This window comes from Catenulispora rubra (assembly GCF_015356825.1).
GTDB lineage: Bacteria > Actinomycetota > Actinomycetes > Streptomycetales > Catenulisporaceae > Catenulispora > Catenulispora rubra.
Window position 1 is genome coordinate 1 of record NZ_JAACYW010000090.1, and the last position, 23,787, is coordinate 23,787.

Genomic DNA, 23,787 nt, shown 5'->3' on the forward strand with positions numbered 1-23,787 from the left:
CGGTGAGCGTGGCGGCCGTCGGCGGCGCGCTTGTCGGCCGCCGACGGCCGCCGACGACCCCCTTGCGTCTATGTGGGTGAACGGGGTTTCAACTGCTTCAGGTCGGTTACCCGGCGTCCATGACCGACGAGGCTTACTGGACGAACGGCGGCGGCGAGACGGGGTACCCGAGGCTGGACGGTCGTGGGCGAGCCGACGTGGCGGTCATCGGCGGCGGCGCCGCCGGACTGTGGGCGGCGTGGGAGCTGGCCCGCACCGGACGCCGGGTCGCGCTGCTGGAGGCCGGGCGCATCGCGGACGCCGCCAAAGGCGGCGGAGCGGGTCAGGCCTCGATGATCCAGACGCTCGCCTACGACCGCATCGCACGCACCGCCGGCCCGGACGCGGCCCGGTGCTTCGCCGAGGCGCAGGCGCTCGCGGTGGAACGCCTCGCCGAGGTGGCCGGGGCCCTGGGCGCCGACTGCGAGCTGGAGCGGCGTCCGGCCTACATCTACGCCGCCGACGAGCACGCGCTGCCGGAGCTGCACGAAGAGTGGGCCGCCGCGATCGAGGCCGGCGTCCCGGCCCTCTACGGCAGCGGCAGCGGGCTGCCGTCGCCGATGCTCGGCGCGATGAGCGTCGAGGGCCAGCTCCAGTTCCACCCCCGCAAGCTGCTCCTGGCGTTGGCCCGCGACCTCGTCCGGCGCGGTTCGGCAGTGTACGAACACAGCCGCGTGGTCACGGTCGACGAAGGAGAACCCTGCGTCGTCATGACCGAGACCGGCGGCTCGGTCGCCGCCGAGCACGTCGTGGTCGCCACCGGCTTCCCGATCGCCGCGACGTCGGCCGTCCGGCGCGCGCTGCGGCCCCGGCGTGAGCTGTTGCTGGCCGGGGCGGTGTCGGCCGGGCAGGCGCCGGAGGGGATGTACACCGCGGTTGGCGACCTCGGCGGATCGGTCCGCACCGCGCCGCTGGGCGCCGGGACCGACGGGGCCGACGGGGCCGACGGAGCCAGCGGGGCCGACGGCCGTCGCATGGTCGTCGTAGCGGGAGAGCAGCACGAGCCCGGCTCCGGCGGCATCGCCGAACGCTTCGCCCGGCTGTCCGCGTGGGCCGCGGCGGCCGTGGGCCTGACCGACGTGACCTACCGCTGGTCGGCTCAGGACTATGCGACCGCCGACCACCTGCCGGTGATCGGCCGGGCCTCCGCCGCCCCGGACCGGCGCGGCGTCTGGATCGCGACCGGGTTCGGCGGCTGGGACGCGACGAACGCGGTGCTGGCCGGGCGCCTGATCAAGGCCGGGATCCGCGGCGAGCGGCTGCCGGCGTGGGCGGGGCCGTTCTCGCCGATACGGCTGGAGCAGGACCTGCGGCCGGAGGACACCTGGAGCGGGCCGGTCCGCTCGATCGTCCGGCACCGCGTCGAGCCCGACGAGCGGCAGGCGCTGGACGCGATCCGGCCCGGCGACGGCGCGGTGGTGGAGGTCGGCGGCGAGCACTGCGCGGCCTACCGCGACGAGAGCGGGCTGCTGCGGATGGTCTCGGCGCTGTGTCCGCACCGGGGCTGCACCGTGGGCTTCAACGACGCGGAGAAGACCTGGGAGTGTCCGTGCCACGGATCCCGCTTCGCCCCGGACGGCGCGTTGCTCCAGGGCCCGGCCGTCGAGCCGCTGGCCCCGGCGCGCGCCTATCTGGCGCTGGCGGCGGCGGAGTGATGGACGCACTGTAGTGATGGACGCACTGTGAGGGTGTGATGATCGCACCACAGTTCTGCCTCGTTCCGCGGACGTTTGACCGGCCGCGATCGGGTAACCAAGGGGGAACCCATGGATCCGTGGGTTTCTCCGACCGTCCCAGCACCTGGAGGATGTCGTGCTGTCTCTCACCGATCGGGCCGCGGCCGCCATTCAGGTCCTGACCTCGAACTCCGAACTTCCACCCGACACCGCCGGGCTGCGCATCGTGGCCGCCGACCCGAGCCTGAACGGCAACCAGGACCAGTTCTCGGCGTCCCTGGCCACCGGCCCCGACGCCGGCGACCAGGTCGTGGAGTCCGGTCCGGCGCGCATCTTCCTGGAGTCCACGGCCGCGACCGTGCTCGACGGCCGCGAGCTCGATGCGACGGTCGACGTCGACGGGAGCGTGAAGTTCGTGGTCGGGGAGCCGGGGTTGTAGCCGGCCGGGCTGCGGCCGTGCCCTTTCGTCCGATAATCGGGCGATTCGCAGGTTTCGCCGTTCTCGAATCGACCACCGATTTCGGGGCAACGGGCCCGGCATGAAGCTCCTCGCCTACGCCGACCGAGCAGTCGAGCTGGTGAACACGGACGACCGCGGGGCCGGCCTGGACCGGCTGCAATCGTGCGACGACGTGTGCCGCTTGATGCCGCAGGGCTGGAACGTGTCCCGCACCGCGGCCGAGGCGGGCCTGGACGAGCTGCGCGAGGCCCGGCCCCGGCTGCGGCGGGTCTTTGAGCTCGCCGCCACCGGCCGGGTCGAGCGCGCCACCGACGCCCTGAACAAACTGCTGTGCGACTTCCCGGTCTCGGCGACGATCAGCGACCACCTGACCGGCGACTGGCACCTGCACCTCACCGACGAGCCGAAGGGGCCGGCCCGGTCCTATGTGACCGGGGCGGCCTTCGGCCTGGCGTACACGATCGCCGAGCGCGGGCCCGAGCGCTTGGGGCTGTGCGAGGCGCTGCCGTGCCGGAAGGTGTTCGTCGACACCACGACCAACAGCTCGCGGCGCTACTGCTCGGACCGGTGTGCGACGCGGGCCAACGTCGCCGCCTATCGGGCGCGCAAGCGTGGCGACGTCCAGACCACGAGATGAACCCTTAGCTCCCTTGGTTGCAGCCCGCCCTCGCTGAGGCAGATGCTGGTTCCGTGACGAACCAGGGCGGCGCGCAGGGCACGCAGGGCACGCACGGCACGGGGACAGAGCAGGCCCGGCGCCTGGCGACCATGGCCCGGGGCCGCTCGGTCCTGACCGATCCGCGCCTCAACCGCGGCACCGCCTTCACCCTCGCCGAGCGGCACGCCCTCGGCCTGGTCGGGCTGCTCCCGCAGGCCGTGGTCACCCAGGACCAGCAGGCCGCGCGCGTCTACGAGCAGTTCCGGTCCCAGCCGACGGCGCTGGAGAAGTACGTCTCGTTGGCCAGCCTGCGCGACCGCAATGAGGTCCTGTTCTACCGGCTGGTCACCGAGCACCTGGCCGAGATCCTGCCGATCGTCTACACCTCGACCGTCGGCACCGCGATCCAGCACTACAACGCCGAATACCGCAGGCCGCACGGCGTGTACCTGTCGGTGGACGCGCCGCAGGACATCGAGCGCTCGCTGAGCGCCGCCGGGCTCGGGCCGGAGGACGTGGACCTGATCGTGGCCACCGACGGCGAGGCGATCCTGGGCATCGGGGACTGGGGCGTCGGCGGCGTCGACATCGCGGTCGGCAAACTGGTTGTCTACACCGCCGCCGCGGGCATCGACCCGGCGCGGGTGCTGCCGGTGATGCTGGACGTCGGCACCGACCGCCAGGAGCTGCTCGACGACCCCGGCTACCTGGGCAACCGGCACCCGCGCGTGGACCGCGAGGCGTACGACGCGTTCATCGACGCCTACGTACAGGCCGCCGGGCACCTGTTCCCCGACGCGCTGCTGCACTGGGAGGACTTCGGGACCGCGAACGCTCACCGCATCCTGGACCGCTACCGGGACAAGGTCTTCACCTTCAACGACGACATCCAGGGCACCGGCGCGGTCACCCTCGCCGCGGTCCTGGCCGGCGTCGCGGCCGGCGGCCGGCCGCTGCGCGAGCACCGCATCGTGGTGTTCGGCGCGGGCAGCGCCGGCGTCGGGATCGCCGACGACCTGCGCGAGGCCCTGCATCGTGACGGTCTGTCGCCGGAGGAGGCGACGGCGCGCATCTGGTGCGTGGACCGCTACGGCCTGCTCACCGACGACCAGGACACCCTGCGCGACTTCCAGGTCCGCTACGCCAGGCCCGCCGCCGAGAGCGCGGACTGGGCCCACGACGCCGACCGGCACGGTGTGACCCTGGCCGAGGTCGTCGACCGGATCCACCCGACGATCCTGATCGGCACCTCCGGCCGCGGCGGCGCCTTCACCGAGCCGATCGTGCGCGCCATGGCCGCGCACACCGACCGGCCGCTGATCCTGCCGATGTCGAACCCCACCGAGCTGGCCGAGGCCACCCCGAGCGACCTGCTGGACTGGACCGACGGCCGGGCGCTGATCGCCGCCGGCAGCCCCTTCGACCCGGTCGAGCGGGACGGCGTCACCTACCAGATCGCGCAGGCGAACAACGCCCTGGTGTTCCCCGGCCTGGGGCTGGGCGCCATCGTCGCGCGGGCCATTCGCGTCACCGACGGCATGCTGGCCGCCGCGGCGCAGGCGGTCGCCGACCGCGTGGACACCGACACGCCCGGCGCGCCGATCCTGCCGCCGGTGCCGCAGCTGCGCGAGACGTCGGTGGCGGTCGCCGTGGCCGTGGCGCGTGCGGCTGCGGAGGCCGGCGTGGCCGGGGTGGAGGTCGGGGACGGGATCGAGAAGCAGGTGCGGGCGGCGATGTGGCAGCCGGTGTATCCGGAGATCGTCGCTGTTTGATCGGTTTGACCCATCTGGTGGGTCTGACCGGCCTGATCGCTCTGTCGCTCGCCTGAGCTGCGCCGTATATTCGAAAGAGACCCACGGGTCGAGGAGTGCGGCGATGAGCGATTCCGCGATATTCGAGTTGGGGAGCAGGGTGTACTGCTCCGACGCCGACTGCGGGGAGCTGCTGCAGTTCGTCGTCGAACCGGACGTCCCGCGCCTGGCCGACCTGGTCGTGTGCTCGGTCGGCGGCGGTGCGCGGCTGGTCGCGGCCGAGTCGGCGCGGCCCACGGCCTATGGCGTGCTGCTGGACTGCGACCGCGGCGCCTTCAACCGGCTTCCGGCAGCCCGCGTGCGCGACGTCGAGGCCCCGGCGACGACGCCGAGCCTGCCCGACGCGCAGACCCGGATCCGCCGGGGCGACCATGTGCAGGCGCTGGACGGCGACGTCGGCCGCGTTCTGGGGCTGGTGGTTCGCCGCGGGGACGGCGCGATCACGCACGTGCTGCTGACCGCCGGGCATCTGTGGCACCGCAAGCACGTCGCCGTGCCGGTCGACTACGTCGCAGGGCTCGGCTTCGCCGGTCTGGACCTGCTGCTGACCAGGGAGCACGTGGCGGAGTTCCCGCTGGTGTAGGGCAAGCTCGGGCGGCCGGTGGTGAAGACCGTGCCGATGCGCCCGCATCGCAGGCGGCGCGCGCATCTACGCATCTGGCGGCGGGCTGGCGCTGAACGTGTACCGGTCCGCGGCCGGCGTGGAGTTCACGCGGTACGAGCAGTTCGAGCACGACACGCGGGGGATCACGCCGCGGGCCGGTGGCGGGCGGATCGCGTGGTTCCAGGATCCGGACGGCAACACGTTCGCGCTGGAGTCCGACGTCTGACTCACCTCGGATCCGCGCTGTCCGTCAGACTTGTGTAGTCGTCACCTTCAGTCGGCGGGCGGCCCGGTCCGCGTCAGCTGCACCATCTCCGCGGTCACCGCCGCCAGCCGCCGCTGGTCCTTGTCCGCCTCGGCCGCGCGGCGTCGTGCGGCGCGGATGAAGGAGGCACGCTCGCGTTCCAGGATGAGGCGCACGGTGGGATCAGCGTGTTCGGCGCGGTCCAGGCCCTCGATCCACACCGTCTCCACGAGGTCCTCGGCCTCGCGGACCAACGCCCGGCCGCACAGCTCCCGCATCAGGCGCTCGCATGTCGCCTTCTGCCTCGTTTCACGATACCGACGCCAGGTTGCCGGGCCGAACATCATCCACCACCGCCTCGTCACACTCGGGCCATGGGCGACTCAATCTGATCGCGACCGGTTGCCCCGGATTCTGCGATGTAAACGCCGCCGCCGCCATCCGGAAGCCGCTTCGCAACGGAAGCGACACCTGCGCGAGCTGTGCGAACGCGCCGCCGAGCCGGCTGGTCCATCCGGTGGACGTGCGGGGGAGCGCGGCGCTCCGGTCGGGATGTCCAGCCCGACGCTCTCCCTGGACGTTCAGACCAAGCTACGCAGTTCCCTCAGCTCATCGGCCGGGAACGGATGTGCCACCCACCGGCGCAGATACCCGTCCTCGCCATGAGCATCCAGGACACGCTGAGCGGCGTCGGCGTCGGCGAACACGGACGCGAGGCGGATGCGAGGCTGGCACGACCGCCACAGCAGGGTGCCGGACCCCCGGGGATCGCCGAACGGACGACGTCGCAGACTCCGCAGCGGTCGAGCGCATCCTGGACGAATCATCGAGGCGATCTGGATGACGCTGCCGGGGCGGGTCATGTGCGGGACGGCCGATTTGAGGACGTCGAAGCAGCCGGTCAGGTTCACCGTCAGGACGCGGTCCCAGTCCTGGCTGGTGGTCGTGGCGAGGGAGTCCGGTGACATGAGGCCGGCCGAGTTGACCACGATGGCGAGGCTCTGGTTGAACCGCAGCCACATCGCAGACCGCACCCCGCTCCGCACCGTCGGCGCACCGGAAGACATCGCCCACGCGATCCTCTACCTCGCGAGCGGCCTGTCAGCCTTCGTGACGGGCGCCGACATCCTGGTCGACGGCGGACTGATCTCCGTCATCAACCTGTGAACCGCAGCAGACAACCCGATCAGCCTCGCAGCAGCTGCAGATCGATCGCATCCGCCATCGCGTGCATCCCCACATCGTTGGGATGAATGTGGTCGCCGGAGTCATACACAGGATTCAGCGACGCGATGTTGTTCAGGTCCCGCATCGTCTGGTCGAAGTCGACGACGCCGTCGAACGCGCCGCTCGTCCGGATCCACTCGTTCACGGTCTGCCGCAGCGTCTCGGCGGTGGGCGTGTAGTACCCGTTGCCCTTGATCGGCATCAGCGTCCCGCCGATGATCCGCACATGCGCCGCGTGCGCCTGCGCGATCAGCGTCTGATAGCCGGCGATCAGGTCCTGCGCGGTCAGCGGCGCACCGCCGGGGCCGGCGTTGTTGCCGATGTCGTTGATGCCCTCCAGCAGGATCACGTCGCGCACCCCCGGCTGCCCGAGCGCGTCGTGCCCGAAGCGTTTGAGGGCACTGACACCCTGCCAGAGGTTCGGCACGTCGGTGAGCACCCGGTTCCCCCCGATCCCGGCGTCCACGACGCTCAGCCGCTGCGGACCCGTCCCCGGTCCCGGCGCCGCGCCGAGCCGGTCGGCCAGCAGGTCCGGCCAGCGCGTGTACGTCCCGGTTGAGGAGTGGTACCCGTCGGTGATCGAGTCGCCGAACGCGACCACGGTGCCCCGGGCCGTCGCCGGCACGACGTCCAGCCCGGCCAGGTAGTACCACGAGGTCGTGGTGCTCCCGAACGCCGCCGCGCTCTCGTCACCACTGTGGTCGCCGGAGGCGACGTACGTCGTGTCGAAAGCGTCGGAGTGCCAGGTGGAGGTACCGGTCGGGCCGGGCAGATAAAGGCTGACCAGCAGGTTTTCCCCAGCGCTGACCGTGATCGGAACGGCGTCGCTGACCACCTCCTGGCCGGCCGGGACAGTGACCGCCCCGGAGTGGCCGAAGGTGACAGTCAGGGTGCTGCCACCCACCGGCGTCGCACCACTGGCCTGCGGCGCGATCGCCACAGCACTCACCACAAGCGGGCTGCTGCTGTACCGGTTGGACAGCGTGATACGAGCATCCGAGCCCGCGACGCTGCTGTGCGCGACCATCCGAATGGTCTGGTCGGTGAACGACGGCCCGCCGGTCGTCATGCTCGGCGACCACGCACCGACCCGGGTCCCGGACGCCTGCGCGGCACCCTGCGGCGTGATCGTCAAAGCGAGGCCAACCATCGCGGCTACGACGGATCTCAGGACGGCGCGTCTCACAGCTCCTCCAAGGAAACGGACTGCCCGGCCCGCAAGCGCACGATCTGCGCCTTCCCATTGACCACCACGGTCGTGCTCTGACCGCCGACACTGCGCAGCCTGGCCCGCGTGACCTTGCCGCCCTTCCAGCTCACGTCGACAGTGAAGCCGCCCCGCACGCCGACCCCGGTGACCGACCCCGAAGCAGCCCACGCAGCAGGCAGCGCCGGCAGCAACTCGACGTACCCGGGCCGCGAGTACACCAGCATGTCGACAGCCGCAGACGGAGTCCCGAAGTTCGCGTCGATCTGGAACGCGCCGCTGCCGGCCGAGAGGTTGAGGATGTCGAACAGGTTCTGCGCAGTCCCGTTCGTCCCATTGGTAGAAGGCTTCAGGTTGTTGACATACAGCTGGTAGGCGTTCTGCGCGTTCTTCAACCGCGACCAGCACAGGCTGCGCCACGCGTTGGCCCAGCCGTAGCTGTTCATCCCGCGCGCAGTGAGCAGGGCGGTCGCGCCGGCGACGATGTCCGAAGGGGTCGAGCCGTCGGGCCGAATCCGGTCGCCGGGGAACAGCCCGAACAGCGGGGACAGGTGGCGGTGCTGCGGATCCCCGAGGTTGTCAGGGGTCATCCACTCCTCCAACCACCCGGTCGTGGGACTGACCACCGGAAGGTACAACTGCTGCTGAAGCCCCTGGACGGTCCGGCTGTATCCGGCGTCCCGGCCGAGTACCTGAGTCGCGGTCTGGTAGCGGCTGAACAGGTTCCATACCTGTTCCTGCGCGTAAGTGATGCCCTTGGCGTCGAGCGGCCCCTGCTCCGGCGACCAGTCGCTGTCCGCGATCAGCACCTGCCGCGTGCCGCCGGAGGCATCCGTCACGGTCGTCGTGATCAGCCGCGCCTCCCAGAACTGCACGGCGCCCTTGATCAGCGGGTAGATCTTCGCGAGATAGGCGCGGTCCTGCGTGTATTCGTAGTGCTCGAACAGGTTGTGGCACAGCCAGGCGTTGCCGGCCGGATGCCACCACCAGCCGCCCCCGCCGTAGGGGTTGGTGGAGATCGCGATGGTCCAGCCGGCGATCTTCCCGCTGGAGTTGCGGTACCGGTTCGTCGGGCTGTTGAACAGCCGCTGCGTGATGTCCGTCCACGACGGCAGCTGCGCGAGGCAATAGTCGGTCAGCGCGTCGAAGCAGTCGGACAACCCGACCCGGTCGGCCATCCAGTAGTTCATCTGGAGGTTGATGTCGGTGTGGAAGTCGGCCATCCACGCCGGATTGTTGCCGTCCAGCCACAGCCCCTGAAGGTTGAGCGGCAGCCCGCCCCGGGACCCGGAGATCATCAGGTAGCGCCCGAACTGCACGTACGCGGCTTCCAGCTCCGGGTCGGGGATGTCGTCCCGAGCGCGGGCCTGGATCCGGTCCCAGGTGTCCAGGGCCTTCTGGGACGCGGACGACGCGCCGAAGTCGACGGCGAATGTGCTGAACTCGCCGAGGAAATCGGCGACGTGCGTGTACAGCAGAGCGGTTGGCGACTGCCGGCCCGCGTCGAGGACCTTGGTCTGCGCCAGGCTGAGCGGGTCGACGTCCGGGTTCCGGAAACCGGCCGCGAAGTCCGGCGCGTAGTCGGTGCCGCCGCTGACCACGACCGTGAGGTCCCGGCAGTCCGTGAAGGACAGCGACGTCCCGCTAACGGCGACCGTACCGGTGCTGCTCTGAGCCGTGAGCGCGGCGCCGTACGTCAAACCGTTGGCGAGCGTGCCACCGAACGAGGCGAGCGTCGACGAACTGTCGACGGTGGTGGCTTCCCCGTGCGTACCGGCCAGGGAGACAGTGCCCGTATACGCGCCGCCACCGTGCTGCGTGAATCGCAGGACTATGACGTCGTCAGGGCGGCTGGCGAAGATCTGCCGCTGGTAGGTGACCCCGTTGACGTCGTACGACGTCGTCAGCACCCCCTGAGCCAGGTCGAGCGTGCGCCGGTAGTTGTTGACCACGCTCAGGTCATGAGCCGGGATGGCGACGGTCAGCTGCGCGAGCAGAGCGAAGGAGCCGAAATCGTTGGCGCTGTAAGGGAACTGGCCGTCGCTCTGCAACGCGTCGTTGCGGCCGCCGGTCCACAGCGTTTCGTCGGTGATCGTCAGGTATTCGGAGGCGGGGTCGTTGCTCGCCAGCGCCCCGAGCCGGCCGTTCCCGACCGGCAGGCCCTGCGTCATCATCGAGGAGGGGGAGGCGGGCGCCTGCCACCACAGCTGGTTCTTCGCGGCCAGGGCCGGAGCCAGCAGCGGGGACTGCGTCGGGCGTACCGGGGCCGGCGTGGCGGCGAAGGCGGGCCGGACGCCGAACACGGTGACCGCGCCGGCTGCGGCGCCGGCCAGGAAGCTTCTGCGAGGGATGTCCATGGTCGTGCACTCCGTTGGTGAGGGATGGACGGCACGGGGCCCGGTCCGCGTCACCGGACCCGGCCCCGCGCCGGCGCCGGTGGTCAGGAGGACGCGGGGACGTCGATCTTGTCGATGTCGGGCGAGTACCACCCGTTGCTGTCGAAGGTGATGGAGTTGGCGCCCGCGTTCAGGCCCAGCTGGAAGCTGATGGAGTGGGCGGTGTTCCAGTCACCGCTCGACGGGAAGGCGATGTTCGTGCCGCTGCCGGTGTTGGAGGAGATGGTCGCGGTCCGGTCGGTGCTGCCGTCCACATAGGCCACGGTGATGGTGTAGATCCCGGCCTTCTTCACCGTGATGCCGTTGAACTGAAGCTTCGCGCTGCCGTAGAGGTTGCCGACCTTCTTCCCGCCCGAGCACTCCGGGCAGGCGGTGATCGCGGCGCTGCCGCTCAGCGTGTTGTTCGGGGACTCGGCCTCGTAGGCGGTGGTGGTCACGGTGCTGCCTGCGGGCCGCACGGTGAACAGCCGCGAGCCGTGCGCGGGCAGCGCTTCGGTGATCTGGTTGCGGAAGCTGCCGAGATCCTGGTGGTTCCACAGATCGTGTACCGCGGCGTTGCCCTGGAACCCCAGCGCGGCCCAGTAGGCGGTGACGGCTTCAGGCGCGCCGGCGAGGTTGAACAGCGCGACGGTGTAGCTGCCGTCGGCGTTCTTGGCGGCCCAGACCTGCTGGTCGCCCATCGTGCTGATCGGCCGGGCGACCGGCGAGTTGCTCTGGTCGACCGCGATGACCTCGCGGTTGGTGAGCAACGACAGGCCATAGCTGTCCAGCTGGGTGAGGTCGTCGCCGGTGAACAGCGGGGACTTGTTGATGGCCCACAGCGTCTCGTAGCTCTGCCGCTCGGCGTTGGTCAGGCCGTCCATCGTGCCGTTGCCGACGTCGAGGGAGTCCAGGTCGTTCCAGCCGCCGGGAGCGGCCACGTCGCTCCACACGGGGGCGTCGTTCCAGCGTGCCTTGACCGAGTTGTCCCAGGTGACCAGCGTGCCGCAGTAGCACTCGACGTCGGTGTCGATGCGCCAGCCGTTCGAGTACTGCTTCCAGGCGGCGGCGGTGCCCCGGTCCAGCGACCAGGAGAGCTCCAGGTGGATGGGACGGCCGGTGGCGGCGATGGCCTGGTTCCAGGCGGCCACGTCCGGGGTGTTGTCGTAGTTGTCGCCGGACTTGCCCGAGCCGGGCCCGACGCCGTCGATCTTGAGGAAGTCGTAGCCCCAGTCGGCGAGCATCTGCGCCTGGGAGTCGACGTACTTCTGCGCGCAGGTGTTGGCGAAGTCCAGTTTGTAGGAGCTGTCCCAGCCGTTGGTGGTGCGCAGGTCCGGGTAGACGATGTCGGCCGTGGTGCAGCCGGGGGCGTTCCAGATCGGGACGGTGCCGCCGCCGTAGGCCTCCTTCTCCAGGCCGACGGGGAGGTAGATACCGGCCTTGAGACCCTTGGCATGTATGTGGTCTGCGACCGGCTTCATCCCGTTCGGGAAGCGGACCGGGTCCGGGGCCTGCCTGGCGTTCTGGTCGTACTCCGGCTTCCAGGTGTTGTCGCGCCACCAGCCGGCGTCGATGTTGACGTAGTTGTAGCCGTAGGCGCTGAGGTTGGCCGCCAGGGCGTCGGTCTGCTTCAGGACGTTGGCCTCGGTGAGGTAGCTGTAGCTGCCGTTGGGGTTCAGGCCCGGATACGACGAGGACTGCATGCTCCAGCTCGACCAGCCCATGTAGGGCGTGGCGGCCATGGTGGTCGCGGTCGCGGTCTTGCTTGCGGTGGCGGAGCTGTGGCTGTCGGCCTGCACGGTCGCTGCGGGGATGACCGCGGCGACCGTGCCTACGGAGACCAGGACCAACGCGGCTCTGGCGATTTTGGGCAGGCGGGGGTACGAGGATGACCGCATGGGTCGAACCTCCTGTGTGGGGTGGGAGACAGGTTTTTGGTGCTGAGACTGCCTAGGGACTGTGCTGGGACTGCCTTGGGACTGCCTAGTGCGTGTTACTGCGTGTCCGAACCGATGAAGGACTGGATCGAGGTCGCCGCGGCGCCACGAGCCCACTCCTCGAACGACAGCGGCCGCGTCATCAGGTCGCACTGGGCCGCGGTGCCGAACGCCGCCGCGACGAACGCCTCGCGGATCCCGTCGGCGAACAGGTCGTAGGCGGCCAGTCCCTCGCCGGAGATGATCACCCGGTCCGGGCCGAACAGGTTGACGACGCAGCCGATGGCCCGGCCGATCGCCGCGCCGGCCCGGGCGTAGACCGCGCGCGCCCCCGGGTCTCCGCGGCGGGCCATCTCCAGCGCGTCGGCCACCGTGGCCACGGGTTCCCCCGAGGCCTCGCGGACGTCGCGCAGGATCGCCGGGTCCGCGGCGATGGCTTCCACGCACCCGTAGTTGCCGCAGTGGCACTGCGGGCCGAGCGGTTCGATGGGCAGGTGGCCGATCTCCCCGGCCACGCCGTGGGTGCCCGACACCACGCGTCCGTGGACCACGAGGCCGCAGCCGATGCCGGCGCCCACGGTCACCAGCGCGAAGTCCGCCAGCCCGACTCCGGCTCCGAACCACTGCTCGGCGACGGTGAGCGCCCGGACGTCGTTGTCGACCGTGACCGGCAGCCCGGTGGCCGTGGCGGCGATCTCGGCGAGCGGGACGTCCCGCCACTCCAGGAAGGGCGAGTACCGGACCACGCCCTCGGCCCGGTCCACGTCACCGGAGACGGCGATGCCCAGGCCCCGGACCGGCACACCCAGTCCGTCGGCCTCCGTGGACAGTTCCTCGACCAGCGCGGTGATCGCGGGCAGCACGGCCTCCGGCTCCCGGTCCGTGAGCCGGACGTGCCGGGCCGCCCGGACCCGGCAGCGCAGATCGGTCAGGACGGCGATGATCTCGTCCGCGGTCACCTTGACCCCGATGAACAACGCCCGCCCCGCGTTCACCCGGACCGGATTGGCCGGGCGCCCCAGGGCCGACCGCGCACCCTCGTTGAGGTCTTCGACGAGGTAGCCCACGTCCATGAGCGGCCGCACCGCCTTGGTCACGGCGGCCGCGGACAGGCCGGCCCGCTGCGCGATCTCGCTCCGGGTGATCGGTCCGTGGGCGAGCACGGTGGTGAAGACCAGGGACGCGGCGGGCGTCGCGGTCAGGACCAGGTCGTCGGCGGGAGTGGTGTGCACGGCCGGAAACCTAGGACTGTTCTTTTCTGTTGTCAATGAAAGAAGTGGGGACTCTGCGAACAGTGATCATCCATCGCCGATCACCTGGGAAAAGCAAGGAGAAAATTATCTTTGATATTCGATCGAAGGTATGGCGCACAGCGGTCGATCAGGGGGGCCATCGGCTCGTGACGAGGTCGGTAACCGCGGATGAACTCTTGCGCCGATCGTTCTTCGAGTACTGACATCCTTCCCGCGGCTCCGTATTTTTGGAGTGTGGAGAACGGGATGCACCTCCTCCTGCTCGCCGTCGATCCCGACCGCGACGGACGGCCGCGTTTCACCCCCGCCCTCGCGCCGACGCTCGTCCTGGCCGACCTGCTGGACAAGACCAGGCGCGGCCGGCCGGCACCGGACTCGTTGGCCGACTACCTGCGGACCCGCGCGCCGGGCCGGTTGGACCGGTACGTCGAGGCCGCCCGGGAGCTCGGGATCCTGGAGGTCACCGTGCGCCGGGAGGGCTACTTCGGGCACACCCGGATCCGCGTCGCCGACCGGTGGCCGCTGGAGCGGGCCGTGGACCGGTTGGTGCGGATCCTCAAATCGGATCAGCATCCTGATGACAGGGATCTGGCCTTCGTCGTCCTGGCCGAGCAGATGGGGCGCGCGCGGGTGCATCTGAAGGGGCGCAAGCACCGCGATCAACGCCAGCGGCTGGAGCTGCTGGTCGGATGGGTCGCCAGCGGGCGCGGGCGGCATCGGTCGGTCGCGAACGCGGTGCTGTACGACGGCCTGCGGGCCATCCCGTCGATGACAGCGGACTGGGAAGCCTCGTTCGCCGCCCTTCGATGACCGGATGACCTTGGCGGGTGCGGGCTGTGGTGATGCCCGGCGCCGCCTATGGTTGAGGCATGACGACGACTTCACCTTATGGGACCTGGCGTTCTCCGATCAGCGCCGCCGACGTGGCCCGCGGTACGAAGGTACTGGGCTGGCCCGCGATGGTGGGCGACGAGGTCTGGTGGAGTGAGAGTCGGCCCGACGAGGGCGGCCGGATCACGGTCATGCGTTCGGCGGCGGATGGAAGCGGGAGCGTGGAGCTGCTTCCGGCGCCGTGGTACGCGCGGACCCGCGTGCACGAGTACGGCGGCCGGTCCTGGATCGCGATCCCCGAGGACGGCGGGCCCGCGCTGGTCTTCGCGAACTTCGCTGACCAGCGGGTTTATCGGCTCGCGCCGGGCGCGTCCGAGCCGGTCGCGCTGACGCCCGAGCCTTCGAGGCCTGGTGCGCTGCGCTATGCGGAGCTGACGCCGTCGCCCGACGGTCGTGAGATCTGGTGTGTGCGGGAGTCCCATTCAGACGACCACAAGGTCAGCCGGGCTTTCGTCGCGATCCCTTTGTCCGGCTCCGGCGCGGTTCGCGTCCTCGGCACCGACACGCACTTCCTGTCCTCGCCCCGGATCTCGCCGGACGGCCGTCGCTTGGCGTGGATCGGGTGGGAGCACCCGAACATGCCCTGGGACGGCACGCTGCTGCGGGTCGCGGAGATCGGCGACGGGGGAGTGCTCGGCGAGCCGGTGACGGTGCTCGGCGGTGCTGAGGAGTCGGTCACGCAGCCGACGTGGATCGACGACACGTCGCTGTACGCCGTCTCGGACCGTTCCGGCTGGTGGAACCTGTACCGGGTCGGCGTGGAGGGCGGCGACGGCGACGGCCCGCAGGCGCTGTGTCTGCGCGCTGAGGAGTTCTGCTCGGCGCCGTGGCTCCTGGGCTGGCACACCTACGTCGTGCTGCGCGACGGCCGGATCGTCGCGTCGCACGGCCGCGGGAGCCTTGCCCTCGGCGTGCTCGACCCGAAGACCGGTGAGCTGGACGACCTCGACCTGCCGTACACCTCCTGGGGCACCATGGCGACCGACGGAGACGCGGTCACGGCGTGGGCCGCGAGCCCGACCACCGCGTCGCGGATCGTGCGTGTCGACATCGCGAACGGGGCGGCCGGGGCGGCCGGTGCGGCCGAAGTCGTCGCGGAGTCCGTGGACCCGGCGAACATGCCGGACGCCGGCTACCTGCCGCTGCCGGAGGCCGTCGTGTCGACCGGCCCGGGCGGCCGCGAGGTCCACGCCAACGTCTACCCGCCGAACAACCGGGACTTCGCGGCGCCCGAGGGCGAACTGCCGCCCTACGTCGTGCACGTCCACGGCGGGCCCACCGCGCAGTCCAGGATGGAGTTCAGCCTCGACGTCGCCTACCTGACCAGCCGGGGCATCGGGGTCCTGGATGTCAACTACGGCGGTTCCACCGGCTACGGCCGCGAGTACCGCAACAGGCTGCGCGGGCAGTGGGGCGTGGTGGACGTCGAAGACTCCGTCGCCGCCGTCACCGGCCTGGCCGACACCGACCGCGCCGACCGTGCCCGCCTGGCGATCAGCGGCGGCAGCGCGGGCGGCTGGACGACCCTGTGCGCCCTGGTCGGCACCGACGTGTTCGCCTGCGGCACGTCCCTGTTCGGCGTCTCGGACCTGAGCGCCCTGGCCGAGGACACCCACGACTTCGAGTCCCGCTACCTCGACTCCATGGTCGGCCCCCTCCCCGAAGCGGCACAGATCTACGCCGACCGCGCCCCGGTGAACCGAGTGGACACCCTGAGCTGCCCGGTCCTCCTCCTCCAGGGCGAAGACGACCCGGTCGTCCCACCCTCGCAGTCCGAGAAGTTCGCCGCAGCCCTCGCCGACAAGGGCATCCCCTACGCCTACCTGCTGTTCGCCGGCGAACAGCACGGCTTCCGCAAGGCGGAGAACCAGATCACCTCGCTGGAGGCGGAGCTCTCGTTCTACGGGCAGGTGTTCGGCTTCGAGCCGGCCGGGATCCCCGTGGTGGAGCTGCGGACGGGTCGGGACGCTTCGACCGGGAAGCCGTACATCGACCGGCGGTAGCGGCCTTCTTTTCGTCACGGTCCCAGCGACGCCGCGACGAAACAAATCATCACTCTCAGCGTGCCGAAATTCGGCGTGAAACCCTTTGTGTAGTCGGGTAATAGTAGCCTTTCCGCACTCATCAAGCCGAGTGTGTACAGTGCTGATTATGACTCGTACTACGTATTCGTTGTCGCGTCGCACGGTCCTCGTCGGCGGGCTCGCGGCCGCGACCGCGGCTGCCGGCGTGGAGGCCGTGCCGGCAGCCGCCGCCGCGACTGAGCGCGCGGCGGCAGCCGGCGCAGAGCTCGCACTCACTCACGCCGCCGTCGTCGATCCCGTCAGTGGCCTGACTCGCCGGGACACCACCGTCCTCATGCGCGGTGACCGCATCGTCCTGACAGGCCCGTCCGCGCAGGTGCCGATCCCCGCCGGCGCGACCGTCGTCGACCTGCGCGGCAAGTTCGTGATCCCGGGGCTGGCCGACATGCACACGCACGGCCTGGCCTTCGAGCAGATCGACCCGGCGCTCTACGTCGCCAACGGCGTGACCACGGTCCGGGAGATGGCCGGCAACGCGCTGGTGCGGGAATGGCGCCCGAAGATCGAGGCGGGCACGCTGCTCGGGCCGCGGTACACGATCGGCAGCCGGATCATCGACGGCTTCCCCACGATCTGGGAGCCCAAGCTGCTGGCAGTGCTCTCCGTGGCCGACGCTGAGCAGGGTCGTCAGGCGGTGCGGCAGGTGGTCGGCGAGGGGGCGGATTTCGTCAAGGTGTACTCGCGCGTCTCGGAGCCGGCGCTGCGGGGGATCGCCGCCGAGTCGCGGGCGCAGGGGATCCGCTTCGCGGGCCACTGTCCCGACCAAGTGCCGATGGAAGAGGCGGCCGCGCTCGGCCAGGCCAGCTTCGAGCACCTGTTCTGGACGCTGTTGGGCAGCTCGTCGCGCGAGCCTGAGATCCGTACCCGGATCCAGCAGATCCGGCTGGCCCAGGGTGACTACGCGGGCTGGTTCCAGGACATCCACCCGCTGGAGATGCTCGCGTCCGGCACGCACAGCCCGGCTCGGGCGCAGGCCCTCTACGCGCGGCTGGCCCACCACCGCAGCCGCCAGGTATCGACCCTGATCATGCACTACGGCCTCGACCACGCGCGCACGCTGGACCAGAACGACCCGCGCGACCGCTACCTGCCCGCGCCGTCGAAGGCCGGCCTGGACTACGCCCTGAACGACATGTACCTCAAGGACCGGGCCCCGGCCGACGACGCCGGCTGGGCCGCGCTGTTCGAACACCGGCTGCGCCTGGTCGGTGAGATGCACCGGGCCGGCGTGCCGATCATGGTCGGCACCGACACCGGCACCCCCGGGACCGTCCCCGGCTTCTCCGTGCACGACGAGCTGCGCCTGCTGGTCGAGGCCGGCCTCAGCGCCCGCGCCGCGCTCTACGCCGCGACCGTCGAGCCCGCGGACTTCCTCGGCACTGCCTCCGGCCGCGTCGCCGCGGGATGCGTGGCCGACCTGGCCGTGCTGGACGCGAACCCGTTGCAGGACATCACGAACACCACGAAGCTGTCCGGCGTCGTCGTCCGCGGCCGCTACGTCGGGCCGGACGAACGCGCGCAGCTGCTGGCGGACGTCGAGCGGGCCGCCGGGAGCATCACCGACTCGGCGACCGCAGCAGCCGGCTGCCCGTGCCACGGCTGAGCATCAGGCGTCAGGCGTCAGGCGTCATGCGGGGCTTGCGGATCCTGCGGTGCTGGCCGGCTCCAGCATCAGCCCGAATCCATCCAAGAGACGCTGAAGTCCGAACTCGAACAGCGCTTCCGACTCAGTGGCCTGTAACGCCTCCTCGCCGAACTGCGACACCATCGGCAGGTCCCGAGAGCTGCGCTGGAAAGCGTCCTTGCGCGCTGCCATCCAGTCCCGCCGATTGACCCCGCCACTGCGCGGCCCGTGCCCCTGCGACAACGCGATGCTCTGCACGAACGAGCTGACCAGCGCCGCGATCTGCACCATGGCCTGGTACGGGAAGCCGCAGTCCGCCAACGTCCGCAAACGCCAGTCCGTGTAAGCCATCAGATTCCGGCTCGCGGGTGGGTGCGAAATCAGGTCGGCGACCCGGGGCAGCCACGGATGCGCCTGGTAGAGCTCCCATTCCGCGCGGGCGGACAGTTCGAGCTTCGCCCGCCAGCCGTCCGGCCCACCGGTCTGGAGCCCAGTGATTTCGGATCCGTCGGCCTCGGGCAGCAACCGCTCACCGAACACGGCATCAGTGATTAGATCGATTAGCTCATCGCGGCCGGCGACGTACCGGTACAGCGACATCACCCCGACCCCGAGGCGAGCGGCGACGCCCCGCATGGTCAGGGCCTGGGCACCCTCATCGTCGGCCAGCCCGATCGCGGCCCGCACGATCTGCTCGACCCCCAACGTCACGCGCTCGGCCGGTTCGACGCCCTCGACGCCCCGGTCGGCGACCCGCTCCCGGTACGCCTTGCTCCGACACGCCCGCGAGCAGTACCTCGGCGGCCGGCCCCGGCCCACGGCGGTCAACGAGGTGCCGCAGACCCGGCAGTCCATCGGGTGTCCTTTCGTCACGCTCTGCCGGATCACTATATCGTCCCGCCGCGTGACGAAATCAGGGGGCGTCGGCGACAGCGTCATCGGCCGCCGTCAGAACATCCCGTTGTCGTTCGCAGCGGCCTTGGGCACCTCCTGAATGACGTCCCAGTGCTCGACGACCTTGCCGTCCTCCAGCCGGAAGAAGTCCGCCAGCGCGCGCCCGGGGTTGTCCGTGCCGGGCTCCAGGTCGAGGTGGGAGTGCGTGACGACCAGGTCGCCCTCGGCGATCACCCGCTTGATGTCCAGCCGCAGGTTCGGGTACTCGCCCCGCAGCCAGGTCACGAAACCGATGAAGGCCTCCGGGCCGTCCTGGGCGTCCGGGTTGTGCTGCACGTACCGGGGCCCGAAGTGGTCGGCGACCGCCTTCTGCGGATTCCCGCCGAACGCGGTCTGGTAGTAGTCGACGACGACCTGCTTGTTGCGCTCGAGGTCCGTCATGGAACGCTCCGATCTGGTGCGGATCTGCTGCCGATGATCGTGGATGAGTTCTCAAAACTGGTGTCACTACAACTTTAGCTCACCCTCATGATCGCGCAACCTGGCTATCCTGGGAGGCCATGAGCTCCCACACGGTCGACTGGAGTGCGCTGCGCGCGCCGGGCACCGACGCCGGTCCGGCTGCCGGACGCCGGGAGAGCCGCAAGCGCGCGACCCGCCAGCTGCTGGTCGACACCGCCACCGAGATGTTCCTGGAGCGCGGCTTCGACGCGGTGACCGTCGTGGAGATCGCCCGCGTCTGCGGGGTGTCGCCGACCACTGTCTTCAACCACTTCCCGACCAAGGAGTCCCTGGTCCTGGACGTTCCGGCCGACCTGCTCGGCGCGCTCCGGGCCGGGCTCGCCGATCCGGGCACGCCGCCGGTCGAGGCCATGGCGCGGATCCTGGCCGGCGAGCTGGACCACCTGATCGCCTGGCTCGAAGCCCAGGACGACCAGGTGTGGGCCGCCGCGGCGGTGCAGCGCTTCGAGGCCATGGTCCGCGACACCCCGGCGCTGCGGGCCCACCACCGCGACATGCTCGCCCGGATGACCGACGCGGCCTGCGAGGCGCTGGCTGCGAGGGCCGGGCTGACCCCCGGCGATCCTGAGCCGCAGATCGCTGCGACCGCGCTGGTGGGCCTGTGGAGCGTCCAGGTCAACTCCTCCTGCGCGCACCTGGACGGGCAGCGGAACCCGGCGCAGGTGCGCGACGCCGTCACCGCCGAGGTCCGCCGCGCCGCGCAGCTGCTCGCCACCGGTCTGGCCACCTTCGCACCCTGATCCGCTCGCGGCGCTCCAGGCGTCTACCGGCGGCGGTCCACTGCCTTACCGGGTCGGTCGTCGACGAGTTGGTCAATGACAGGGCAGTCAGCGACAGAGCGGTCAGCGACAGGGCTGGAAGACGCTGTCGTCCAGGTTCAGCGCGTACAGCACACCGTTGAAGTTGTTGGCGTTGTCGGCGGCGCAGAAGGCGTCGGTCGACAGGTTGTACTCGGCCTGGAATACCGGCTTGCCCGCGTTGACGAACTGGTCCAGCCCGTAGCCGCCGTTCTGCGCGGTGGTGCACTGGCTGTACTGGTTGCACTGCTCGTCCAGGGCGCCGTCGAAGTACGGCAGCAGGTCGGGGATCTGCGCGCCGTCGTTCTTCAGCAGCACGCTCATGCCCCGTGCGTGGGCGTCGTCGGCGAGCGTGGCGTTGTAGTACAGCTGGTCGGCCGCGGTCAGCGGGAAGCCGGTGTTGTTGGTGTAGCCGTCGACGTTGTCGAGCTCGACCATGTCGAAGCCCTTCGACTGGCACATGTCCAGCCGCGCGTCCATGATCTGCCGCAGCGCGCTTGCGGAGTTCTGAATCTCCCGGACATCCAGCCACTTCTCATTCGGCCAGCCGTCCATCACATTTCCCAGCACGGAAGCGGGGAATCGGGACGCGTCGGGTCTGCCGTTCTCGTAGCTGCCGGCGGAGATGTAGCACACCACTTTGATGCCCGCGGCGTGCAGCGAATTGACGTCGCTCGCGGAATTGTTGAACCCGTCCACGTCGTACATTGAGACGTTGCGATAAGGCGCGGTCGGAACCTGGCTCAGCACCCAGTTCCACGACGTGTTCAGGTCCGGGTGCCAGCAGCTGTCGCAGGCCACCGGGCTCGGCGGCGCCGGTGCGTCGGCGAACGCGGCGGGGGAGTTGAGCAGGGCGGTGGCAAGTGCGGCGGTCGCGGCCACGGGCAGCAGTTTACGTCCAATGGGCACTTCGGTCCTCCAGTGTCGGTCCGTGCTCGGAATTCTTCTTGGCGATTTTCTACAACCGTCGGAATAGGGCGTCCAGTGGTTGACCCTGAAACGCTCATCTGGTGTGAGCGAATGACGGATTCGGGCAGTCTCGCGTGAGCTGCAGCAACCGGATAATGAGCACCCCGATGATCACGAAGCGGTGCCGGGCCGACCGCCCAGCTGCCGTAAGTTGCGCAACTTTCATTCCGCGGTCGAAGTCTTGCAAGGTCCTGTCACAGTCTCTATGTTGTGCATCGCAGCTTCCGGAAACGTTTGCGGCGCTTGGCACCTTCTGGATAACCCCACAGTTCACGAAGGAGTTGCGATGAGATCCCCGTCCCCGGCACCACTCACCCGGCAGCGCGGCAAACCGGCGACGGCCCTGGCGGTCGTGCTCGCGCTGCTGCTGGCCGCCCTGTTCGGGACGACGGCCGGCGCGCACCGCGCGGCCGCGGCGTCCTGCGGCACCACGAACCTGGCGTTGAACGCGCCGGCGACGGCGTCCTCGCTGGAGAACGCGACCCTCCCGGCCTCCGCCGCGGTCGACGGGAACACCGGCACCCGCTGGTCGTCGCAGTTCTCTGACCCGCAGTGGCTCCAGGTCGACCTGGGTAGCGTGCAGAACATCTGCCAGGTGTCGATCCAGTGGGAGACTGCGTCGGCGAAGGCCTACCAGATCCAGGTCTCTAACGACGCCAGCACGTGGACCTCCATCTACTCCACCACGACCGGCCCCGGCGGGACCGAGAACCTGACCGTCAGCGGCTCCGGCCGGTACATCCGCATGTACGGCACGGCCCGCAACACCGCCTACGGCTACTCGGTCTGGGAGTTCCAGGTCTTCGGCTCCAGCGGCGGAAGCACCTGCGGCACGACCGATGCCGCGCTGAACCACACCGCGACGGCGTCCTCGCTGGAGAACGCGACTCTCCCGGCGTCGAACGCGGTCGACGGCAACCTGGGCACGCGCTGGTCGTCGCAGTTCTCCGACCCGCAGTGGCTCCAGGTCGACCTCGGCGCGACCCGCTCGATCTGCGGCGTCCAGCTGGCCTGGGAGACCGCCTCGGCCAAGGCGTACCAGATCCAGACCTCGAACGACGGCTCCACCTGGACCTCCGTCTACTCGACCACGACCGGCCCCGGCGGGACCGAGAACCTGACCGTCAGCGGCTCCGGCCGGTACATCCGCATGTACGGCACGGCGCGCAACACCGCCTACGGCTACTCCCTGTGGGAGTTCTCGGTGTTCACCACCGGCGGGAGCACCGGCAACACGGTCACCGTGAACAACCCGGGCAACCAGTCCACCGCCGCGAGCACCGCGGTCAACCTGCAGATTCAGGCCACTGACTCGGCATCCGGCCAGACCCTGACCTACGGCGCGAGCGGCCTGCCGGCCGGGCTGTCGATCAGCTCCTCCGGCCTGATCACCGGGACGCCGACGGCCACCGGCACCTCGACCGTCACGGTCACCGCGACCGACGGCACCGGCGCGAGCGGCAGCACGAGCTTCACCTGGACCGTGGGCGGCTCCGGCGGCAACGGCGGCGCCCCGCCGCCGGCGTTCTGGGGCAACACCAGCGCGATCCCGACCGCGCAGAACGTGCTGGAGTTCGCGATCGTGAACCAGACCAACGGTCAGTACCCTGACAGTCAGGTCTTCTGGAGCTTCAACGGCACGACCAAGTCGATAGCCCAGCAGCCGTACATCGACATGCCGGCGAACTCGGCCGGCCGGATGTACTTCTACCTCGGCACCCCGAACGGCCAGTACTACGACTTCATCGAGTTCACGGTGGGCACCGCGTCGATCAACGTCGACACCACCCGCGTGGACCGCTTCGGTCTGAAGCTGGCCCTGAAGCTCCACGCCCACGACGGCTCCGACCAGCAGATCGGCGAGAACTACGCGACTTTCCAGGAGTCGCGCTCGGCGACCTTCTCCCGGTTCCAGAGCTCGGTGCCGACCGAGTTCAAGGAACTGGCCACGGACCAGGCCCCGTTCGGCATCCCGTCGCCGGGGAACGACCCGGCGTTCCAGACCGGCGGCGCGTACGCGAACTACTTCCAGAGCTACGCCGCCGCCAACGGCGACACGGCGGACAGTACGGCGCAGATCTTCGGCTGCGGCGGCACCCTGGCGAACAACCCGCCGCTGTGCGCCGGCCTGAACCGGCACGTCGCGCAGCTGCCGGCGGCGCAGCAGTCGAACCCGGCGAACTTCTACCAGGCGGCTCCGGCCAACTACTACGCGCAGTTCTGGCACCAGAACGCGATCAACGGCGCCCAGTACGGCTTCCCGTACGACGACGACGCGGGCCAGTCCTCTGACATCTCGGTGACCAACCCGCAGTACGCGGTCGTCGCCGTGGGCTGGTGACAGCGGCTGGTGGTCGCCTGACCGGCGGTTGACCAGCGGTTGTCAAGATCAAGGGTGTGGAGTCGGGGTGCTGACCTCGGCTCCACACCCTGCTCATGAACAGGCCACCGGCTGTTCGTCTGGGCGAAAGCATGGTCATGCCGGTCCTTGGCCTCATATCAGGACCATGGCGGA

At 70.0% G+C, this 23,787-nt stretch carries 21 protein-coding genes; 12 read left to right on the forward strand and 9 right to left on the reverse strand.

Annotated elements, in window-relative coordinates:
• Positions 1 to 119: 119 nt before the first annotated feature.
• The 6 genes from GWK61_RS24100 (at position 120) to GWK61_RS24125 (ending at position 5,474) form a co-directional block, all read left to right on the forward strand.
• Complete coding sequence (locus tag GWK61_RS24100; RefSeq protein ID WP_194911532.1) at positions 120 to 1,694, forward strand: FAD-dependent oxidoreductase; 1,575 nt, start codon at positions 120 to 122, stop codon at positions 1,692 to 1,694.
• A 157-nt stretch (positions 1,695 to 1,851) separates the two neighbouring features.
• Positions 1,852 to 2,154 (forward strand): iron-sulfur cluster assembly accessory protein, encoded by a 303-nt coding sequence (locus GWK61_RS24105; RefSeq protein ID WP_194911534.1) that lies wholly within the window; start codon positions 1,852 to 1,854, stop codon positions 2,152 to 2,154.
• Positions 2,155 to 2,254: 100 nt separating this feature from the next.
• Complete coding sequence (locus GWK61_RS24110; RefSeq protein ID WP_194911536.1) at positions 2,255 to 2,812, forward strand: CGNR zinc finger domain-containing protein; 558 nt, start codon at positions 2,255 to 2,257, stop codon at positions 2,810 to 2,812.
• A gap of 53 nt (positions 2,813 to 2,865) precedes the next feature.
• Entirely contained in the window at positions 2,866 to 4,605 is a 1,740-nt protein-coding gene (locus GWK61_RS24115) for an NAD-dependent malic enzyme (protein ID WP_323747724.1), read from the forward strand.
• A 103-nt stretch (positions 4,606 to 4,708) separates the two neighbouring features.
• Positions 4,709 to 5,227: a hypothetical protein gene (locus GWK61_RS24120; RefSeq protein ID WP_194911538.1), complete on the forward strand. Its 519-nt coding sequence runs from the start codon at positions 4,709 to 4,711 to the stop codon at positions 5,225 to 5,227.
• Between the two features lie 97 nt (positions 5,228 to 5,324).
• A complete protein-coding gene (locus tag GWK61_RS24125; protein WP_228562858.1) occupies positions 5,325 to 5,474 on the forward strand; it encodes a VOC family protein in 150 nt (49 codons plus the stop codon).
• 47 nt (positions 5,475 to 5,521) lie between these two features.
• On the opposite strand, the gene GWK61_RS24130 is transcribed toward GWK61_RS24125, so the two are convergent.
• A complete protein-coding gene (locus GWK61_RS24130; protein WP_194911541.1) occupies positions 5,522 to 5,770 on the reverse strand; it encodes a hypothetical protein in 249 nt (82 codons plus the stop codon).
• Positions 5,771 to 6,073: 303 nt separating this feature from the next.
• Positions 6,074 to 6,460 carry an SDR family oxidoreductase gene (locus GWK61_RS24135; protein ID WP_194911543.1) on the reverse strand — a complete coding sequence of 129 codons (387 nt, stop codon included), beginning with the start codon at positions 6,458 to 6,460 and terminating at the stop codon, positions 6,074 to 6,076.
• On the opposite strand from GWK61_RS24135, the gene GWK61_RS24140 reads away from it, so the two are divergent.
• Positions 6,459 to 6,659, forward strand: a complete 201-nt coding sequence (locus GWK61_RS24140; RefSeq protein WP_194911545.1) for an SDR family oxidoreductase — start codon at positions 6,459 to 6,461, stop codon at positions 6,657 to 6,659. The genes GWK61_RS24135 and GWK61_RS24140 overlap by 2 nt on opposite strands.
• A gap of 19 nt (positions 6,660 to 6,678) precedes the next feature.
• Here GWK61_RS24140 and GWK61_RS24145 read toward each other — a convergent pair whose 3' ends face one another.
• The 4 genes from GWK61_RS24145 to GWK61_RS24160 all read right to left on the reverse strand — a co-directional run bounded on the left by GWK61_RS24145 (position 6,679) and on the right by GWK61_RS24160 (position 13,470).
• Complete coding sequence (locus GWK61_RS24145; RefSeq protein ID WP_323747725.1) at positions 6,679 to 7,905, reverse strand: SGNH/GDSL hydrolase family protein; 1,227 nt, start codon at positions 7,903 to 7,905, stop codon at positions 6,679 to 6,681.
• A complete protein-coding gene (locus GWK61_RS24150) occupies positions 7,902 to 10,283 on the reverse strand; it encodes a glycosyl hydrolase family 95 catalytic domain-containing protein (RefSeq protein ID WP_194911547.1) in 2,382 nt (793 codons plus the stop codon). The genes GWK61_RS24145 and GWK61_RS24150 overlap by 4 nt, the downstream gene beginning before the upstream one ends.
• Positions 10,284 to 10,366: 83 nt before the next feature.
• Entirely contained in the window at positions 10,367 to 12,199 is a 1,833-nt protein-coding gene (locus tag GWK61_RS24155; RefSeq protein WP_194911550.1) for an alpha-galactosidase D, read from the reverse strand.
• A gap of 95 nt (positions 12,200 to 12,294) precedes the next feature.
• On the reverse strand, positions 12,295 to 13,470 hold the full coding sequence (locus GWK61_RS24160; protein WP_194911552.1) for an ROK family transcriptional regulator: 1,176 nt from the start codon (positions 13,468 to 13,470) through the stop codon (positions 12,295 to 12,297).
• Between the two features lie 267 nt (positions 13,471 to 13,737).
• Between GWK61_RS24160 and GWK61_RS24165 the strand changes: the two genes are divergently transcribed.
• The 3 genes from GWK61_RS24165 (at position 13,738) to GWK61_RS24175 (ending at position 18,069) form a co-directional block, all read left to right on the forward strand.
• Positions 13,738 to 14,301 (forward strand): GPP34 family phosphoprotein, encoded by a 564-nt coding sequence (locus GWK61_RS24165; protein ID WP_194911554.1) that lies wholly within the window; start codon positions 13,738 to 13,740, stop codon positions 14,299 to 14,301.
• Positions 14,302 to 14,360: 59 nt separating this feature from the next.
• A complete protein-coding gene (locus GWK61_RS24170; protein WP_194911556.1) occupies positions 14,361 to 16,385 on the forward strand; it encodes a S9 family peptidase in 2,025 nt (674 codons plus the stop codon).
• Positions 16,386 to 16,533: 148 nt separating this feature from the next.
• Positions 16,534 to 18,069, forward strand: a complete 1,536-nt coding sequence (locus tag GWK61_RS24175; protein ID WP_194911559.1) for an amidohydrolase family protein — start codon at positions 16,534 to 16,536, stop codon at positions 18,067 to 18,069.
• A 24-nt stretch (positions 18,070 to 18,093) separates the two neighbouring features.
• Here GWK61_RS24175 and GWK61_RS24180 read toward each other — a convergent pair whose 3' ends face one another.
• Together GWK61_RS24180 and GWK61_RS24185 are read right to left on the reverse strand one after the other, a co-directional pair.
• Entirely contained in the window at positions 18,094 to 18,963 is an 870-nt protein-coding gene (locus GWK61_RS24180) for a TetR/AcrR family transcriptional regulator (RefSeq protein WP_194911560.1), read from the reverse strand.
• 75 nt (positions 18,964 to 19,038) lie between these two features.
• On the reverse strand, positions 19,039 to 19,425 hold the full coding sequence (locus tag GWK61_RS24185; RefSeq protein WP_194911561.1) for a nuclear transport factor 2 family protein: 387 nt from the start codon (positions 19,423 to 19,425) through the stop codon (positions 19,039 to 19,041).
• 119 nt (positions 19,426 to 19,544) lie between these two features.
• Between GWK61_RS24185 and GWK61_RS24190 the strand changes: the two genes are divergently transcribed.
• Positions 19,545 to 20,246: a TetR/AcrR family transcriptional regulator gene (locus GWK61_RS24190; protein ID WP_194911563.1), complete on the forward strand. Its 702-nt coding sequence runs from the start codon at positions 19,545 to 19,547 to the stop codon at positions 20,244 to 20,246.
• A 102-nt stretch (positions 20,247 to 20,348) separates the two neighbouring features.
• Here GWK61_RS24190 and GWK61_RS24195 read toward each other — a convergent pair whose 3' ends face one another.
• Positions 20,349 to 21,185 (reverse strand): endo alpha-1,4 polygalactosaminidase, encoded by an 837-nt coding sequence (locus GWK61_RS24195; protein ID WP_323747726.1) that lies wholly within the window; start codon positions 21,183 to 21,185, stop codon positions 20,349 to 20,351.
• Between the two features lie 373 nt (positions 21,186 to 21,558).
• Between GWK61_RS24195 and GWK61_RS24200 the strand changes: the two genes are divergently transcribed.
• Positions 21,559 to 23,613 (forward strand): discoidin domain-containing protein, encoded by a 2,055-nt coding sequence (locus GWK61_RS24200; RefSeq protein WP_194911567.1) that lies wholly within the window; start codon positions 21,559 to 21,561, stop codon positions 23,611 to 23,613.
• Positions 23,614 to 23,787 lie beyond the last annotated feature (174 nt).